14 protein-coding genes, 1 tRNA gene and 1 pseudogene are annotated in these 17,205 nt (G+C 68.1%); 12 read left to right on the plus strand and 4 right to left on the minus strand.

What is annotated here, in order from left to right:
- The 3 genes from JWN68_RS13925 to pyk all read left to right on the plus strand — a co-directional run.
- On the plus strand, positions 1 to 1,653 hold a 1,653-nt coding region (locus JWN68_RS13925; RefSeq protein ID WP_297739916.1), incomplete at its 5' end, for a glutamate synthase-related protein.
- Between the two features lie 41 nt (positions 1,654 to 1,694).
- Complete coding sequence (locus tag JWN68_RS13930) at positions 1,695 to 3,152, plus strand: glutamate synthase subunit beta (protein ID WP_297739918.1); 1,458 nt, start codon at positions 1,695 to 1,697, stop codon at positions 3,150 to 3,152.
- 193 nt (positions 3,153 to 3,345) lie between these two features.
- The gene (gene pyk / locus JWN68_RS13935) at positions 3,346 to 4,794 is read left to right on the plus strand and encodes a pyruvate kinase (protein WP_297739920.1); all 1,449 of its coding nucleotides are present in this window, start codon (positions 3,346 to 3,348) and stop codon (positions 4,792 to 4,794) included.
- 166 nt (positions 4,795 to 4,960) lie between these two features.
- Here the strand turns inward: pyk and JWN68_RS13940 are convergent, their stop codons facing one another.
- Positions 4,961 to 5,275 (minus strand): hypothetical protein, encoded by a 315-nt coding sequence (locus JWN68_RS13940; RefSeq protein ID WP_297739922.1) that lies wholly within the window; start codon positions 5,273 to 5,275, stop codon positions 4,961 to 4,963.
- A gap of 147 nt (positions 5,276 to 5,422) precedes the next feature.
- Positions 5,423 to 5,508, minus strand: a tRNA-Leu gene (locus JWN68_RS13945).
- A 39-nt stretch (positions 5,509 to 5,547) separates the two neighbouring features.
- On the opposite strand from JWN68_RS13945, the gene JWN68_RS13950 reads away from it, so the two are divergent.
- The 7 genes from JWN68_RS13950 (at position 5,548) to JWN68_RS13980 (ending at position 12,022) form a co-directional block, all read left to right on the plus strand.
- Positions 5,548 to 6,159 (plus strand): response regulator, encoded by a 612-nt coding sequence (locus JWN68_RS13950; protein WP_297739924.1) that lies wholly within the window; start codon positions 5,548 to 5,550, stop codon positions 6,157 to 6,159.
- A 315-nt stretch (positions 6,160 to 6,474) separates the two neighbouring features.
- Positions 6,475 to 7,491, plus strand: a complete 1,017-nt coding sequence (locus JWN68_RS13955; protein ID WP_297739926.1) for a branched-chain amino acid ABC transporter substrate-binding protein — start codon at positions 6,475 to 6,477, stop codon at positions 7,489 to 7,491.
- A gap of 108 nt (positions 7,492 to 7,599) precedes the next feature.
- The gene (locus JWN68_RS13960) at positions 7,600 to 8,565 is read left to right on the plus strand and encodes a branched-chain amino acid ABC transporter permease (RefSeq protein WP_297739928.1); all 966 of its coding nucleotides are present in this window, start codon (positions 7,600 to 7,602) and stop codon (positions 8,563 to 8,565) included.
- Complete coding sequence (locus tag JWN68_RS13965; RefSeq protein ID WP_297739930.1) at positions 8,562 to 9,752, plus strand: branched-chain amino acid ABC transporter permease; 1,191 nt, start codon at positions 8,562 to 8,564, stop codon at positions 9,750 to 9,752. The genes JWN68_RS13960 and JWN68_RS13965 overlap by 4 nt, the downstream gene beginning before the upstream one ends.
- Positions 9,745 to 10,647: an ABC transporter ATP-binding protein gene (locus JWN68_RS13970; RefSeq protein ID WP_297739933.1), complete on the plus strand. Its 903-nt coding sequence runs from the start codon at positions 9,745 to 9,747 to the stop codon at positions 10,645 to 10,647. The genes JWN68_RS13965 and JWN68_RS13970 overlap by 8 nt, the downstream gene beginning before the upstream one ends.
- A complete protein-coding gene (locus JWN68_RS13975; RefSeq protein ID WP_366519809.1) occupies positions 10,634 to 11,341 on the plus strand; it encodes an ABC transporter ATP-binding protein in 708 nt (235 codons plus the stop codon). Before JWN68_RS13970 ends, JWN68_RS13975 begins: the two co-directional genes overlap by 14 nt.
- 114 nt (positions 11,342 to 11,455) lie before the next feature.
- Positions 11,456 to 12,022, plus strand: a complete 567-nt coding sequence (locus JWN68_RS13980) for a GNAT family N-acetyltransferase (protein ID WP_297739936.1) — start codon at positions 11,456 to 11,458, stop codon at positions 12,020 to 12,022.
- Between the two features lie 16 nt (positions 12,023 to 12,038).
- Here the strand turns inward: JWN68_RS13980 and JWN68_RS13985 are convergent, their stop codons facing one another.
- Positions 12,039 to 12,485 (minus strand): hotdog fold thioesterase, encoded by a 447-nt coding sequence (locus tag JWN68_RS13985; RefSeq protein ID WP_297739937.1) that lies wholly within the window; start codon positions 12,483 to 12,485, stop codon positions 12,039 to 12,041.
- 63 nt (positions 12,486 to 12,548) lie between these two features.
- Between JWN68_RS13985 and polA the strand changes: the two genes are divergently transcribed.
- Positions 12,549 to 15,257: a DNA polymerase I gene (polA, locus tag JWN68_RS13990; RefSeq protein ID WP_297739939.1), complete on the plus strand. Its 2,709-nt coding sequence runs from the start codon at positions 12,549 to 12,551 to the stop codon at positions 15,255 to 15,257.
- Here the strand turns inward: polA and JWN68_RS13995 are convergent.
- Entirely contained in the window at positions 15,251 to 16,441 is a 1,191-nt protein-coding gene (locus tag JWN68_RS13995; RefSeq protein WP_297739942.1) for a polysaccharide biosynthesis protein, read from the minus strand. The two genes, polA and JWN68_RS13995, sit on opposite strands and share 7 nt — an antisense overlap.
- Here JWN68_RS13995 and JWN68_RS14000 point away from each other — a divergent pair.
- Positions 16,413 to 17,205: pseudogene (locus tag JWN68_RS14000) on the plus strand (hypothetical protein); the annotation flags it as partial. The gene JWN68_RS13995 and the pseudogene JWN68_RS14000 overlap by 29 nt on opposite strands.

Consider the following 17,205-nt stretch of genomic DNA (forward strand, 5'->3'; position numbering starts at 1 on the left):
AACAAGGTGTACCCGTGGGTGGCGAAGACCCGGCACTCGACGCCGGGCGTGGGGCTCATCAGCCCGCCCCCTCACCACGACATCTACTCCATCGAGGATCTCGCGCAGCTGATCCACGACCTCAAGAACGCCAACCCGAGCGCGCGTGTGCACGTCAAGCTCGTCTCGGAGGTCGGTGTGGGCACGGTCGCTGCCGGCGTCTCGAAGGCGCACGCAGACGTCGTGCTCATCTCCGGTCACGACGGCGGGACCGGGGCCTCGCCGCTTACCTCGCTCAAGCACGCGGGTGGACCGTGGGAGCTCGGTTTGGCGGAGACGCAGCAGACGCTGCTGCTCAACGGCCTTCGTGACCGGATCGTCGTGCAGGCCGATGGCCAGCTCAAGACCGGGCGCGACGTCGTGATCGCCGCACTTCTCGGCGCGGAGGAGTACGGCTTCGCCACCGCACCGCTCGTCGTCTCGGGCTGCATCATGATGCGCGTCTGCCACCTCGACACCTGCCCGGTCGGCGTCGCCACCCAGAACCCGGTGTTGCGCCAGCGCTACAGCGGGCAGGCCGAGCACGTCGTCAACTTCTTCACCTACATCGCCGAAGAAGTGAGGGAGATCCTCGCCCAGCTCGGGTTCCGCACCCTCGACGAGGCCGTCGGCCAGGTCGGTTCACTCGACGTCGAGCAGGCCGTCGGCCACTGGAAGGCAGCGGGGCTGGACCTCAGGCCGATCCTGCACCAGGCGTCGATGCACGGTCAGTTCGGTCAGTTCGCCGACCAGGACCTGCGCAACACCAGGACCCAGGACCACGCCCTCGAGAAGGCGCTCGACAACGAGCTGATCCGGCTCGCCGCGCCCGCGCTCGAGCGGGGTGAGCCGGTGCGTGCCCAGATCGCGATCCGCAACGTCAACCGCACGGTCGGCACCATGCTGGGCCACGAGGTGACCAAGCGCCACCGGGGTGCCGGACTCCCCGACGGCACGATCGACATCACCCTCACCGGGTCTGCCGGGCAGTCGTTCGGAGCGTTCCTTCCCCGAGGGATCACGTTGCGGCTCGAAGGTGACGCCAATGACTACGTCGGCAAGGGCCTGTCCGGCGGACACATCGTCGTACGCCCCGATCGAGGTGCCCTGTTCGACGCCAGCCTGCAGGTGATCGCGGGCAACACGATCGCGTACGGCGCAACGTCGGGCCAGATCTTCCTCCGCGGCACCGCCGGCGAGCGCTTCTGCGTGCGCAACTCCGGGGCCACCGCGGTCGTCGAGGGAGTCGGCGACCACGGCTGCGAATACATGACCGGTGGAGTGGTGGTCGTGCTCGGCCCGACCGGACGCAACTTCGCCGCCGGCATGTCCGGTGGCCACGCGTTCGTGCTCGATCTAGACGAGGGTCGGGTCAACGCGGAGCTCGTGGGCCTCGGGCCCGTCACCGGCGACGCGGCCGAGACGCTCAGGGCGTTGGTCGTCCAGCACGGCGAGGAGACCGGCTCGACCGTCGCCGCCACCCTGCTGGCCGACTGGGACTCCGCGCTGGAGCGCTTCACCGAGGTGCTGCCGCGGGACTACAAGCGGGTGCTCGAAGCCCGTGCGGAGGCTCTCGACGAGGGCCTCACCGAGGACGAGGCGAACGCCCGGATCATGGAGGTCCTCCATGGCTGAGCGTGCGACGTCCACGACCGTTGAAACACCGGAGGTGCTCCATGGCTGACCCGAAGGGTTTCCTCAAGCACGGACGGCAGGTTGCCACCCGCCGCGTCGTCGAGGAGCGCGTCCAGGACTGGAACGAGGTCTATCCCGACGGCATCGGTCGCGCGCTGCTGCCGATCATCGGGCCGCAGGCCAGCCGGTGCATGGACTGCGGGATCCCGTTCTGCCACCAGGGCTGCCCGCTGGGCAACATCATCCCCGAGTGGAACGACCTCGTCTGGCGCGACGACTGGGAGGGCGCGATCGAGCGCCTGCACGCGACCAACAACTTCCCCGAGTTCACCGGTCGCCTGTGCCCGGCTCCGTGCGAGACAGCCTGCGTGCTGGGCATCAACCAGGACCCGGTCACCATCAAGAACGTCGAGGTCTCGATCATCGACCGGGCGTGGGAGTCGGGCAACGTCCGTCCTCAGCCGCCCGAGTGGCTCTCCGGCAAGACCGTGGCCGTCATCGGCTCGGGTCCGGCGGGTCTCGCGACGGCTCAGCAGCTCACGCGCGCCGGGCACACCGTCGCCGTCTACGAGCGGGCCGACAAGATCGGCGGACTGCTGCGCTACGGCATCCCTGAGTTCAAGATGGAGAAGAAGCACCTGGACCGCCGCCTCGACCAGATGAAGCGGGAAGGCACGGTCTTCCGTGCCGGCGTCGACGTGGGTGCCGAGCTGACCGGGCCGCAGCTGGTCGAGCGCTACGACGCAGTGGTGCTCGCCATGGGCGCGACCAAGGCACGGGACCTGCCGGCGCCCGGGCGTGAGCTCGGAGGCATCCACCAGGCGATGGAGTTCCTGCCCCAGGCCAACCGGTCCTCCCTCGGCCAGGAGGTCGCGGACCAGATCCTCGCCACCGACAAGGACGTCGTCATCATCGGTGGCGGCGACACCGGTGCTGACTGCCTGGGCACCTCGATCCGCCAGGGGGCCCGCACGATCACCCAGCTCGAGATCATGCCGCAGCCGCCGGAGACGCGTCCGGGGAGCCAGCCCTGGCCGACCTACCCGATGACCTTCCGTGTCTCGTCGGCCCACGAGGAGGCGGGCGACCGGGTCTTCGCCGTCTCGACGCAGGAGTTCCTCGGCGACGAGTCCGGCAACGTCTCCGCGCTGCGCATCGTCGAGGTCGACGCCAAGTTCCAGCCGATCGAGGGCACCGAGCGGGAGATCCCGGCGCAGCTGGTGCTCTTCGCGATGGGCTTCACCGGCCCGGAGCAGGAGGGTCTGGTCGACCAGCTCGGCGTCGACCTGGACGCGCGCGGCAACGTCGTCCGCGATGAGTCCTACGCCTCCAGCGTGCCCGGCGTCTTCGTCGCCGGCGACGTCGGCCGCGGGCAGTCGCTGATCGTGTGGGCGATCGCCGAGGGCCGGGCAGCAGCGGCCGCGGTGGACACCTACCTCACGGGATCCTCGACCCTGCCGGTGCCGATCAAGCCGCACGAACGCCCGCTGGGCGTCTGAGCGCCTCGCCCTCAGCTCGGGCACCCGGCGGTGCCACAGCCACGTTGTCGGCGTACGGATTGTGGCTGACGCACCTCCTGGGGGATGGAGCGGTGCGTACGGCGACGTGTCGGCACCGGCCCGCCCCCTTGACGTGTGAGGAAACCATCGAGCGGGTCGCGCATTGGATCGTTCTAACCGGTAGGGTCAGCGCGTGCGTAGAGCGAAGATTGTCTGCACCCTCGGCCCTGCGGTGTCCACCCCCGAGAGCATCCGCGAACTCGTGGACGCCGGGATGGACGTGGCCCGCCTCAACATGAGCCACGGCCAGTACGCCGATCACGAGCGGCTCTATCGCCTGGTGCGCCAGGCCAGTGACGAGTCAGGTCATGGCGTCGGCATCTTCGCCGACCTCCAGGGACCCAAGATCCGCCTCGAGACCTTCGGGGACGGCCCGGTGAAGCTCGAGAAGGGCGCGACCTTCACCATCACGACGCGCGACGTCGTCGGCTCGGTCGACCAGTGCGGGACGACCTACAAGGGACTGCCCGGCGACGTGCACGCAGGCGACCCGCTGCTGATCAACGACGGCAAGGTTCGGTTGAAGGTGACCTCGGTCGACGACACGAACGTCGTCACCGAGGTGGTCGTCGGCGGTGAGGTCTCCAACAACGAGGGGATCAACCTGCCCGGTGTCGCGGTGTCGGTTCCGGCGTTGTCCGAGAAGGACACCGACGACCTGCGCTGGGCGCTCAACCTCGGTGTCGACTTCATCGCGCTCAGCTTCGTCCGCAGCGCGGCCGACGCCGAGGACGTGCGCGCGATCATGCGCGAGGAGGGCATCTTCGTCCCGATCACCGCCAAGATCGAGAAGCCGCAGGCGATCGACAACATCGACGAGATCGTCGACGCCTTCGACGGGATCATGGTCGCGCGCGGCGACCTCGGCGTCGAGTGCCCGCTCGAGGACGTGCCGATCCACCAGAAGCGGATCATCGACAAGGCGCGCCGCAACGCCAAGCCGGTGATCGTCGCGACCCAGATGCTGGAGTCGATGATCACCGCACCCGCGCCGACCCGCGCCGAGGCCAGTGACGTCGCCAACGCCGTGCTCGACGGAGCCGATGCCGTGATGCTGTCCGGCGAGACCAGCGTGGGGGAGTACCCCATCATCGCGGTGGAGACCATGGCGAGGATCGTCACCTCGACAGAGGAGCACGGGCTCAGCCACATGGCAGCCGTCTCGTGGCAGCCGCACACGCGCGGCGGCATCATCGCCAAGGCCGCGGCAGAGGTCGCCGAGGCGGTCGGAGCTGCCTTCCTGGTTGCGTTCACGGTCAGCGGCGACTCGGCCCGGCGCCTCTCGCGCTACCGCGGACCCATCCCGATCCTCGCCTTCACCCCGGAGTCGCGCACCCGCTCACAGCTGGCCCTCACCTGGGGCGTGGAGACGTTCCAGGGTGCCGAGGTCGAGCACACCGACGAGATGGTGCGGCAGGTGGACGAGGCGCTCATCCACATCGGCCGGGTCAAGGAGGGTGACCTCGTGGTCATCATCGCCGGCAGCCCGCCCGGCATCCCGGGGTCGACCAACGCCCTGCGGATCCACCGGATGGGCGACGCGATCAACGGCGCCGCGCCGGCGTATCGGCGTACGCGCTGAGTCAGGACTTCGGTCCGATCAGGTCGTCCAGCCGGCCCACATCGGCACGTCTCGAGACCGAGATGGTCCACGGTCCCGACCGGCGCCACGCGATGTCGACGAGGTCGAGCGCCCAGCAACAGAGGTCGCCGATGTCGCCGGAGCGTTTGCTGAACCGCCACCGCGGCTAGTCGTAGCGCTTCCTCTCACCCGCAACCAGCCGGGTCGCCCAGGTGTTGACCCGGGCGCCGTCGGAGTGGAAGAGCCCACGCAGGAAGTCGGCGGGGAAGGCTGTCACGACGGCGCGCTGCCACTCCTCGAGCGCGATCGCGCGCTGATGCTTGCGACCGGCGCCGTGCTGGGGGAACAGGCAGGGCCAGTGCTTCCAAGAGACGGTCGAGATGACGACGCCGGGAACGCGCCGGGTGTGCGGGCGAGACCCAGGCTTCACGGCGCGCATCAGGTCCAGAATGCCGGCGTCGAGCTGTTCGTACTTCGCCACCGGCGAATGGTCGTGACAGCTACCCCATGCAGACGCCCGTTGTCAGCGTCGGACATGCCGGATCGCGAGGCCGCCAGGGCGCTGGCGACGACTGCTTGCGGCCGGACGTGAGGCATGGGCCGATGTTTGCGGGCGCAACCGACGCCGTGGTGCCGGGTGTGGGATTCGAACCCACACGCCCTCTCGGACAATGGTGTTTGAGACCATCGCGTCTGCCATTCCGCCAACCCGGCTGGGGAGCGAGGAAACCGTACCCGACTAGCCTTGTCGCCGTGACCGAGCCTGCCGCCCCGCCCGCCCCCCGTCGCGTCGTCATCGCCGAGGACGAGGCCTTGATCCGGATGGATCTCGCGGAGATGCTGGAGGAGGAGGGCTACGACGTCGTCGGTCAGGCAGGTGACGGTCAGAAGGCCGTCGACCTCGCCCGCGAGCAGCGCCCCGACCTGGTGATCCTGGACGTGAAGATGCCTGTCCTGGACGGCATCGCGGCGGCCGAGCAGATCGCCGGGGAGCGGATCGCGCCAGTCGTCATCCTCACTGCCTTCTCCCAGCGCGAGCTCGTCGAGCGGGCGAGGGACGCGGGGGCGATGGCCTACCTCGTCAAGCCGTTCACCCGCTCCGACCTCGTGCCGGCCATCGAGATGGCGCTCAGCCGGTTCGCAGAGGTCACCATCCTCGAGCAGGAGGTGGCCGACCTCCACGAGTCCCTGGCGACACGCAAGGCGGTCGACCGGGCCAAGAGCGTGCTCCAGCAGCAGCTGGGTCTGAGCGAGGCCGACGCATTCCGCTGGATCCAGAAGACTGCGATGGATCTCCGCCTCTCGATGCGACAGGTCGCGGAGGGAGTCGTCGAGCACGGCCCAGGAGGCGCATCCGGGTCGTGAGACGTGGATCACTAGATAACGGATTGACCATGTTTCTGCGACTGTCGCCGATGCTGCTGACGGAGGCGCCCCGAGAGGTGTACGTTTCCGCTCCGAAGGGGCGTGGCCGACTCGGGACCTGGCCGCGAACTTTTGAGAACTCTGCGTCTTCGGTAGTCGAGCCGAGGACCTGACGAGAGGTAGAAGGCCTTGAGGCTCAACACTCGAGCTGGGCTTGGTGCAATCGCGCTGGCCCTGACCGTCACGGCTACGGCCTGTGGCTCCACAGAAGACAACACGGCCGCCGCTAGCGACTGTGAAGGCAAGATCGGGATCATGGGTGCCCTCTCGGGCGCCAACTCCAGCATCGTGCTGCCCTCTGTGGATGGCGCGAAGCTCGCGCTGAAGCAGTGGAGCGAGGAGAACTCGGACTGCAACATCGAGATCGTCGAGTTCGACACCGAGGGCGACCCCGCCAAGGCGACTCCGGTCGCGACCAAGATGGCCACGGACGACACGTTCCTGGGCGTCATGGGCGGCGCGTTCTCCGGTGAGACCCGCGCCACCAAGTCCATCTTCGGCGATGCCGGCCTGACCATGATCAGCCAGTCCGCCACCGCCACCGACCTGACGCAGGAGGACCCGTCACCGGTCTTCCACCGCGTCGTCGGCTACGACGACATCCAGGGTCAGGCGATTGCCAAGTACCTCAGCGACGTCATCGGCGCCAAGAAGGTCTTCGTGATCGACAACTCCGACGCCTACGGTGAGCCGCTGGCTGCCATGGTCTCCTCGGAGCTGGGTGACCTCGTCGTCGCCAGCGACAAGACGCAGGTCGCGCAGACGGACTTCTCGCCCACGATCTCCAAGATCGAGTCGGCTCAGCCTGACGCGGTGTTCTACGGCGGCTACATCGCCGAGGCCTCGCCGCTGCTCAAGCAGATGCGTGACGCTGACATCCAGATCCCCTTCATCGGTGGCGACGGCCTGTACGGCGCCGGCTTCGGCGAGGCGACCGGCAAGGCCGGCGAGGGCGCCATCATCACCTGCCCCTGTGTCCCGATCGAGGGCGGCACCTTCGCTGAGGACTTCGAGGCCGAGACCGGCGAGGCTCCCGGCGCGTACGCCGCCGAGGGCTTCGACGCGATGCAGATCTTCCTCGACGGAATCGCGGACGGTGCGCTCACCCGTGAGGCCATGGAGGAGTTCGTCGACAACTACGACGCCGAGGGCAAGACCAAGCAGATCGCTTTCGACGAGAACGGTGACGTTGCCGTCGAGAACGTCGTGATCTGGGCCTACAAGGTCGTGGACGGGGAGCTCGTTCCCGACCAGGAGATCTCGCTCGGCTGACACGTTTCATCTAGTCACGGGGCGGTCGGGCGCAAGCCCGGCCGCCCTCGTGACTGACGTTTCCCGGTGGCCACCCCCGGGAGGTCCCCCAGGTGTTCGGAGAGGTTCATGGATTTCAACGCTTTGTTCGGCGATCTAGGGGGCCACACCCTCGACGGTCTCACCAAGGGCTCCGTCTACGCCTTGGTCGCCCTCGGCTACACGATGGTCTACGGCGTGCTGCGACTCATCAACTTCGCGCACTCCGAGGTGTTCATGGTCGGGACGTGGACCGTCCTCGGCGTCTACACCGTGCTCGGCGCCGACGACACGTCAGGCATGGGCATGGTCATCTTCGCCACGCTGGCTGCGCTCGTCGCAGCCGTCGTCGCCTCGGCCTCCGTGGCGCTGGCCGTGGAACGGATCGCCTACAAGCCGCTGCGCAAGAAGAACGCACCGCCTCTCATCTTCCTGATCACCGCCATCGGCTGCTCCCTGGTGCTCGTCGAGATCTTCGGCCACGTGCTGCGGTTCTTCTTCGGTCCGCCCTTCGGCCGAGCGCCGGTCAACGTGCCCTCCCCGATCCAGACGGTCGTGCTGCTGGACGTCGGTGGCGTGCGGATCACCAACGTCCAGGTCTTCATCGTCGTCGGCGCCATCTTGATGATGGTCGCGCTCGACCAGTTCGTGAACAAGAGCCGCCTCGGACGCGGGGTCCGCGCCGTCGCCCAGGACGCTGACACCGCTGCGCTCATGGGCGTCAACCAGGACCGCGTCATCATGCTGGTCTTCGTCCTCGGTGGGGCCATGGCCGGTGTCGCAGCCCTGCTCTACACGATCGCCTTCGACCTCACGAAGTTCGACATCGGCTTCATCATCGGCATCAAGGCCTTCACGGCGGCCGTCCTCGGCGGGATCGGCAACCTGCGCGGAGCCCTCGTCGGAGGGCTTCTCCTCGGTATCGTGGAGGTCTACGCCTCTACCGTCTTCAACTCCAGCTGGGCCGACGTGACCGCGTTCATCGTCCTGGTGCTGGTGCTGATGTTCAAGCCCACCGGCCTGTTGGGTGAATCGCTCGGAAAGGCACGCGCATGAGTGACAGGGGTGGCGACTACAGCTACACGACCGAAGGGCCGGAGGTTGCGGGGGACCGCAAGTCCGGCTTCATGGGCCTCCCGGCCCTGGGCATCGCGGACAGGTTCGCCGCGCTGCCGCTCTGGGCCAAGGTGCCGATCGTCCTGGCGCTGGTGTCCTTCGCCTTCTACCTGCCCTTCCTCACCATCCTGCCGTTCGCCTACGTCCGTACCGACCTCAGCTCGGGCGGCTCGGACTGGGGCGGGGTGCTGTTCGTGGTCGTGATCTACATGATCGTGGCGATCGGCCTCAACGTCGTGATCGGACTGGCCGGACTGCTGGACCTGGGCTACATCGGCTTCTACGCGTTGGGGGCCTACTCGGTGGCCATCTTCGGTTCCCCATCGTCGCCCGTGACCAAGCTGATTGCGGAGAAATTCGGTCTCTCCGAGGGCTGGGCGGTCCCGTTCGCCCTCTGCATCCCGATCGCCCTCGCGATCGCGCTGATCTCCGGGGTGATGCTGGGTGCGCCGACGCTGCGCCTGCGTGGCGATTATCTCGCCATCGTCACCATGGGCTTCGGTGAGATCATCCGGATCCTCTCGCGCAACGTCGACGCCGTGACCAACGGTCCGGCAGGCATCATCGGCGTCCCTCGTCCGCCCGAGCCGAGCGAGAACTACTTCTCGAGCATCGAGTCGGCGCACTGGTACTGGCTGGCGTTGGCCGTTCTCATCCTGCTCATGTTCATGACCCGGCGCCTCGAGGACAGCCGGGTCGGGCGGGGATGGCTGGCCATCCGCGAGGACGAGGACGCCGCCGCAGTGATGGGCGTCAACGCCTTCAAGTTCAAGCTCTGGGCCTTCGCCATCGGCGCCGCGCTCGGCGCCATCGCCGGGCTGCTCTTCGCCAGCAAGCAGGCCTACGTCGAGCCCACCGGCTTCGCGCTCAACTTGTCCTTCCTGTTCGTGGCGATGGTCGTCATCGGCGGGTCGGGCAACATGGTGGGCGTCATGCTCGGCGCCTTCCTGATCACCTACCTGCCCGAGCGGTTCCGCGAGTTCCAGGACTGGCGGCCCTTCGCGTTCGGTGTGGCGATGGTGCTGGTGATGGTGCTCCGGCCGCAGGGCCTGGTCCCGAGCCGACGACGCGCCAAAGAGTTCGAAGACCGCAAGCACGAAGCAGAGGAGGCGGCTGCCGATGTCTGAGCAGACCCTGGAATCCGGCGCACACGTGGCGGGTAGCTCCGGCGACGCCCTGCTGGTCGTCGACGACGTCACCCTCCGCTTCGGTGGTGTCGTGGCGCTCAACGAAGTTGCTTTCGAGATCCGCCGGGGAGAGATCCTGGGGCTGATCGGACCCAACGGCGCCGGCAAGACGACGTGCTTCAACGTCATGACCGGCGTCTACACCCCGACCTCGGGGGAGATCCGCTTCGACGGCGACCGCGTCAGCGGCGTGAAGCCGCACCGGATCAACGCGATGGGCATCGCCCGCACGTTCCAGAACATCCGTCTCTTTCCGGAGATGACGGCGATGGAGAACGTGATGGTGGGCGCCGACGCGCGCCACAAGACCAGCGTCATGGGCACCTTGTTCCGGCTCTACCGGGTCAAGGCGAAGGAGCACGAGCTCCCCGACAACCCCCTGAAGCGCAGTCTGGCCAAGGTCTTCGGGATCAGTCGGCACACGCTGGAGGAGCGGGCCGGGCGCCAGAAGTCCATGGAGATGCTGCGCTTCGTCGGCATCGCCGACCGGGCACACGAGCTGGCGCGCAACCTCCCCTACGGCTACCAGCGGCGGCTCGAGATCGCTCGTGCCCTCGCCACCGAGCCCAAGCTGCTCTGCCTGGACGAGCCGGCCGCCGGCTTCAACCCGGCCGAGAAGGCCGATTTGATGAACCTCATCCGGAAGATCCGGGACAAGGGCCAGACCGTCCTGCTGATCGAGCACGACATGAAGCTGGTCATGGGCGTCACCGACCGGCTCGTCGTGCTCGAGTTCGGACAGAAGATCGCTGAAGGGCTGCCCGAAGAGGTCGCCCGCAACCCCAAGGTCATTGCTGCCTACCTAGGAGAGCCGGACGATGCTGCTCAAGCTTGAGGATGTCGTCCTCAACTACGGAAAGATCGAGGCGCTCCACGGGATCAGCCTCGAAGTCGCCGAGGGTGAGGTCGTTGCCCTGATCGGCGCCAACGGCGCTGGCAAGACCTCGACCATGCGGGCCATCTCCGGCGTCCGTGGACTCTCCTCGGGCCGCATCACCTTCAACGGTGAAGATGTCTCCAAGCTCCGCGCCGACCAGCGCATGCGCAAGGGACTGTGCCTGACGCCTGAGGGCCGAGGTGTCTTCCCGGGCATGACGGTGACCGAGAACCTCGACATGGGGGCCTACACCCGCAAGGACAAGGCCAACATCGCTGAGGACTTCGACCGCGTCTTCGGGCTCTTCCCGCGTCTGAAGGAGCGCCGCAAGCAGGTCGGCGGCACGATGTCAGGGGGCGAGCAGCAGATGCTCGCGATCGGTCGCTCGCTCATGTCGCGGCCCAAGTTGTTGCTCCTCGACGAACCGTCCATGGGCCTCGCGCCGATGCTGATCCAGCAGATCTTCTCCATCATCAGCGAGATCGCCGAGCAGGGTACGACGATCCTGGTGGTCGAGCAGAACGCCAAGCAGGCTCTGTCCCGCGCTGACCGGGCCTACGTCCTGGAGACCGGCCGCATCGTGAAGACCGGCACGGGCGCAGCGCTGCTCGACGACCCCTCGGTGCGCGAGGCCTACCTCGGCGTTGCCTGAGACACACCCTTGCGATACGTCGCCGAGCGCGTGGGCATATGGTCGGAAGCGGGGCCGGGAGAACTCCCGGTACGGGGAATGCATTCACGGGGCAAGATCCTGGGGAGTTGAGGCATGAGCCGGACATTGGTCAACGTGCGACCAGCCGACGTCGCTGACGCGTCTGTGTTGCGCGAGCTGTGGACTGACATCCTGCGCCGCGGCACGTCCGAGGAGCAGGTCGCCGACGTGCGCCGGGTCATCGCCGAGTGCGAGTCCCGCGACGACCGCTGCATCGCGGTCGCCGAGTGCGACGGCGAGGTCGCGGGCGCGGTGCTCCTCATGGCGACGACCCTGTCCCCGCTCAACCTCGAGCCCACGGTGATGGCCGTGTCGCCCCATGTCCTCCCGGTCTTCCGTCGGCGCGGGGTCGGAACGGCGCTCATCGACGCTGCTGCTCGGTTCGCCGAGAACCAGGGTGTCGGCACCGTTGCGACAGCCGCGATGGCCAGCTCGCGCGACGCCAACCGCTTCATGGCCAGGCTGGCCCTGACACCCCAGGCGACCCTGCGCGCGGCGACGACGTCGGCGGTGCGCGCCAAGCTGTCGGCCCGACGCTCAGCGACCGGACGACGCGGCTCGCGCCAGATCGACAAGGTCCTGGCCGCCCGTCGGGTGGGCCGGGAGCACGCGCACAACTAGCGGGCCGCCGAGCCCTTCAGGGCTTGGCAGGACTGTCCAGGAGCGCGCACGTGATGCGTGAGGTGCACAGTCGCCTGCCGTCCTCGTCGGTGATGACGATCTCGAAGGCCGCCATGCTCCGTCCGAGGTGGATCGGGGTTGCGGTGCCCGTGACGGTGCCCGCGGTCACGGACCGGTGATGGGTGGCATTGATGTCGACGCCGACCGCGATCTTGTCCGGGAAGGCGTGGATCGCCGATCCGATGGAGCCCAAGGTCTCCGCCAGCGCGACGGACGCACCACCGTGGAGCAAGCCGTAGGGCTGCGTGTTGCCAGCGACCGGCATCGTCGCGACGATCCGCTCCGGGGAGATCTCGGTGATGACGACTCCCAACTTCTCGTTCAGGCCGCCCATGCCGTGCGGCATGCTCGCCACGAATTCGTCGATGCTGATGTCGATGGCAGGCAGTCTGGGCTCACTCATGGATGCATTCTGACCGACACCCGACCGGTCGGTGGCGTCGGTCCAAACGGTTAGAGTCGCGCTGTGTCCGAGACGAGTGCCGCCGCCACCTCACCGACCGCCCGCCTGCTCCTGCTCGACGGGCACTCCCTGGCCTACCGCGCCTTCTTCGCCCTGCCGGTGGAGAACTTCTCGACAGCCACCGGACAACACACCAACGCGGTCTACGGCTTCACCTCGATGCTGGTCAACGTGCTGCGCGACGAGGTGCCGACCCATGTGGCCGTGGCCTTCGACAAGTCCCGACAGACCTTCCGGCTGGAGGAATACCCGGAATACAAGGCCAAGCGCAACAAGACCCCGGGGGAGTTCAGCAGCCAGCTCCCGCTGATCCAGCGCGTCCTCGATTCGTTGCGCATCCAGCACCTCGAGCTCGACGGCTACGAGGCCGACGACATCATCGCCACCCTCGCCACGCAGGCCATGGCGGAGGGGATGGAGGTGCTGATCCTCACCGGCGACCGCGACTCGATCCAGCTCGTGACCGAGTCCTCGACGGTGCTCTACCCGATGCGCGGCGTCAGTGACCTGGCTCGGCTCACGCCGGCCTATGTCGAGGACAAGTACGGCGTCCCGCCCCACCGCTATCCTGAGCTGGCCGCGATCGTGGGCGAGACCTCCGACAACCTGCCGGGCGTGCCCGGTGTCGGGCAGGGCTATGCAGCCAAGTGGATCAACCAGTTCGACGGGCTCGACAACGTGATCGCGCGAGCCGACGAGATCCCCGGCAAGAAGGGGGAGGCGCTTCGCGCACACCTCGGCGACGTGATCCGCACCCGCCACCTCAACGCCCTGATCTGCGACCTCACACTGCCACTGCGCCCCGGCGAGACCGTTCGTCAACCCTGGGACCGCACGACGGCGCTCGAGCTCCTCGACGAGCTGGAGTTCCGCGGCGAGCTGCGCACTCGCCTGATGGACACCATCGATCCAGCCGCCGACGACGGGATCGCCGAGTCGGGCTTCGAGCTCGACGGTGAGCGGCTGGAGAGCGGCACGATCGGGGCGTGGCTGACGGCGCACGCCGGTCAGGGTGAGCGGGTGGCCGTCGCCGTACAAGGATCGTGGCGGGCCGGGACCGGAGAGGTCGTGTCGGTGGCGCTTGCCTCCGGGCCGGCTGCCGCGGCCTGGATTGACGTCACCGAGATCTCGCCGGAGGACGACGCTGCCCTGGCTGGCTGGCTCGCCGACACCGCCCAGCCGAAGGTGTTGCACGACGCAAAGGGCCCGGCCCTGGCGCTGGCCGCGCACGGGTGGGAGCTGTGCGGACTGGCGGTGGACACCGCCCTGGCGGCCTACCTCGTCCAGCCGGACCAGCGCTCCTACGACCTCGCCGACCTGACCCTGCGCTACCTCAAGCGGGAGCTCCGCCAAGACACCGGGGACGCCGACCAGCTGAGCTTCGACACCCTGGGTGACACCGGGGCGAGCGACGTCGCGATGCTGACCGCGCGCGCGATCCTCGACCTGGCCAACGCTCTCGACGACGCCGTCGAGGAGCACGGCGGCACGGCTCTGCTGGCCGATGTCGAGCTGCCGCTGATCGGGACCCTGGTGCGCATGGAGCAGACCGGGATCGCGATCGACGTCGACCACCTCGAGGCGCTGGAGTCCGAGTTCGGTGACCAGGTCAAGGCCGCCGCCGCGGACGCCTACGACGTGATCGGCAAGGAGATCAACCTCGGGTCCCCGAAGCAGCTGCAGGTCGTGCTGTTCGACGAGCTCGACATGCCCAAGACCAAGCGGACCAAGACCGGCTACACCACCGACGCGGACGCGCTGCAGTCGCTGTACGAGAAGACCGAGCACCCGTTCCTCCAGCACCTCCTACGTCATCGCGACGTGATCAGGCTGCGCCAGACGATCGAGGGGCTGCTGAAGACGGTCGGCTCGGACGGGCGGATCCACACCACCTACAACCAGATCATCGCGGCCACCGGGCGGCTCTCCAGCACCGATCCGAACCTCCAGAACATCCCCATCCGGACCGAGGCCGGCCGGCGCATCCGGGAGGGATTCGTCGTGGGTGAGGGCTACGAGTCGCTGATGACGGCTGACTACAGCCAGGTGGAGATGCGCATCATGGCCCACCTGTCCGAGGACGCCCTGCTGATCGAGGCCTTCCGGTCCGGACAGGACTTCCACTCGATGACGGCGGCCCGGGTCTTCGACACGCCTGCCGACGAGGTGACGCCGGAGCAGCGAGCCAAGATCAAGGCGATGAACTACGGGCTGGCCTATGGCCTGTCGGCCTTCGGACTCTCCCAGCAACTCCGCATCGAGCCGTCGGAGGCCCGAGGACTGATGGACGAGTACTTCGAGACGTTCGGCGGCATCCGCGACTACCTCGCCGGCATCGTCGACGAGGCGCGGCGCTCGGGCTTCACCGAGACGATCATGGGTCGTCGCCGTTACCTGCCCGACCTGACGAGCGACAACCGGATGCGACGCGAGACGGCCGAGCGGATGGCGCTCAACGCGCCCATCCAGGGCTCCGCGGCAGACCTGATCAAGGTGGCGATGCTGGGCGTGGAGTCCGCCATCATCGAGCAGGGCCTGTCGTCACGGATGCTGCTGCAGGTCCATGACGAGCTCGTCCTCGAGGTGGCACCAGGGGAGAGCGAGGCTCTCGCCGAGCTCGTCCGCAATCACATGGGCAGTGCGGCCGACCTCACCGTCCCCCTCGACGTGTCCATCGGCACCGGCCGGAGCTGGCACGACGCGGCTCACTGAGGTACGCCGGCCGGGACTGTCTCCTCGGTGGCGCTGGCTCCCTCCCGCAGGAACCACGCGCTGATCGCCAGCAGCACGACCAACAGTGCGACGTCGACCAGGACCACGATCGTCACCAGGCTGAGCACCGAGTCGGCTGTCAGACCCAGGCCGACGAGTGCGACCAGGGCCAGCCAGACGACATAAACCGAGCGCTTGCCCTGGCGCGCCAGCACCGAATACACCAGGAGCTGGATCATCGAGAGCAGGGTGCCGAGGATCGCGAAGACCCACAGCCGAGGTTCCACGGCGGCGAAGTCGTCGCCGCCCACGAAGCGGATGGCGATCCCCGACAGCGCCCAGGCTGCCAGGGTCCCGACGGTACCCAGGGTCGCGACCAGCGAGAGGCTGACCACGAGGGCCCTGCGCCGCTCGCTCCCGGTCGCCATCGACGGGAAGGCCACGATCACCACGAACTGGGGCAGGAAGAGCATGGCCTTGGTGAGGATGAGTCCGCCGGCGTAGAGGCCCGACTCGTCGTTGGGCATGACGTTGCGGGCCACGATGATGTCGACGCTGCTCAGCGCGAAGAAGGCGAAGAGGGCCTGGCCATTGCGGATGCTCTCCTTCAACAGGGCCATGCCCGTGTGTGCGGGGTGGGCCACGTGGGGGCGGCGGCGGTTCCTGAGCGCCCAGAAGCCCACCACGACCGGTGCGCAGAAGCTGATGGCCACACCGAGCAGGCTCCAGAGCTCGGTCGGGCGCCAGGCGATGAGCAGGCTGCCGATGACCAGCCGGGGGACGCCCGTCATCAGGTAGAGCAGTCCGAGTGCCGCCCAGCGACGCTCGCCCTGGAGGATGCCGGCGAGCCCGCCCGTGAGGGTCAGCGGCACCGCGCAGGCGGCGATGACCAGCGCCGTGCCGAGGTGCTCGAGGTTGAGCACCCGCTGGATGACCGGGCTGAGGAGAGTCAGGATGAGACCGAGCGCGGCGGCTGCCCGATAGGTGACGCGCAGGATGGAGTCCTCGATCTGGCCTACGTGCTCAGGCTCCGCCGAGATCCGTCTGGCGGCGGTCGCCTGCAACCCGAGGGCGCCGACGCTGATGACGAGCAGCAGGTTGATGGACGCTGCGAGTGCGCCGTACCCCTCCTTGCCGAGGAGCCGGGAGGCAACCATGACGAAGGCGTACGTCGAAACGTTCATCATCGCCATCGACACCGCGATGCCCGAGCTGCTGTTGGCGACGCGAAGCAGCGTGTCTCTCATCCGCACGCGGGTGAGCCTAGTTGTTCGGGTCGCCACTACAGTCCACTACCAGCACAACCCGCGCGGCGGGCTCTCGTCGGCAGCGGAGGGGAACGACCAGGTGGCACGACTGGACAGGTGGGCGCCGGCCCTGTGGTCCCTGGTGCTGGCAGTGCTGATGCTGGGCGGCGCGCTGGGTCCCGGCTTCGTGCTCAGCTACGACATGGTCTGGGTCCCTGACCTCGCCCTGACCCGCGACGCGTGGGGAGTTGGTACGGCGCTGCCGCGTGCCGTCCCCTCGGACGCCGTCGTAGCGGTCCTCGACACGGTCATCCCCGGGATGCTGCTGCAGAAGATCGTGCTGCTGGGCTCGCTGGTGTCCGCCGGAGCGGGTGCTGCGGCGCTCGTCGGCCGCGGCTCCGTCGTCGGGGTGCGGCTGTTCGCCGCCTCGCTGATGGTGTGGAACCCCTTCGTGGTCGAGCGGCTCGTCATCGGCCACTGGCCCGTCCTGATCGGCTACGCCGTGCTGCCATGGCTGCTCCTCGTCACCCGCCGCTGGGACGTCGGGACCCGGTTCCCCGCAGCTCTGCCGGTGCTCCTGGTGCTCGGTTCGTTGAGTGCCAGCACGGGCGTGGCGATCGGGATCGCGGCCCTGGCCGGCGGGTGGCGCCGAGGGGAAGGTCGGCGCAACGGCCTCCTTGCGACCTTCGTGCTTGTGGCGA

The organism is Nocardioides sp. (genome assembly GCF_025964975.1).
Taxonomy (GTDB): Bacteria; Actinomycetota; Actinomycetes; order Propionibacteriales; family Nocardioidaceae; genus Nocardioides.

Bases quoted from the DNA above. Each gene is read 5' to 3' on its own strand.
- JWN68_RS13995 (WP_297739942.1), bottom strand. From the start codon at position 16,441: ATGAACGTTTCGACGTACGCCTTCGTCATGGTTGCCTCCCGGCTCCTC.
- JWN68_RS13980 (WP_297739936.1), top strand. From the start codon at position 11,456: ATGAGCCGGACATTGGTCAACGTGCGACCAGCCGACGTCGCTGACGCG.
- JWN68_RS13965 (WP_297739930.1), top strand. From the start codon at position 8,562: ATGAGTGACAGGGGTGGCGACTACAGCTACACGACCGAAGGGCCGGAG.
- JWN68_RS13970 (WP_297739933.1), top strand. From the start codon at position 9,745: ATGTCTGAGCAGACCCTGGAATCCGGCGCACACGTGGCGGGTAGCTCC.
- JWN68_RS13960 (WP_297739928.1), top strand. From the start codon at position 7,600: ATGGATTTCAACGCTTTGTTCGGCGATCTAGGGGGCCACACCCTCGAC.
- JWN68_RS13985 (WP_297739937.1), bottom strand. From the start codon at position 12,485: ATGAGTGAGCCCAGACTGCCTGCCATCGACATCAGCATCGACGAATTC.
- JWN68_RS13955 (WP_297739926.1), top strand. From the start codon at position 6,475: ATGGGTGCCCTCTCGGGCGCCAACTCCAGCATCGTGCTGCCCTCTGTG.
- JWN68_RS13930 (WP_297739918.1), top strand. From the start codon at position 1,695: ATGGCTGACCCGAAGGGTTTCCTCAAGCACGGACGGCAGGTTGCCACC.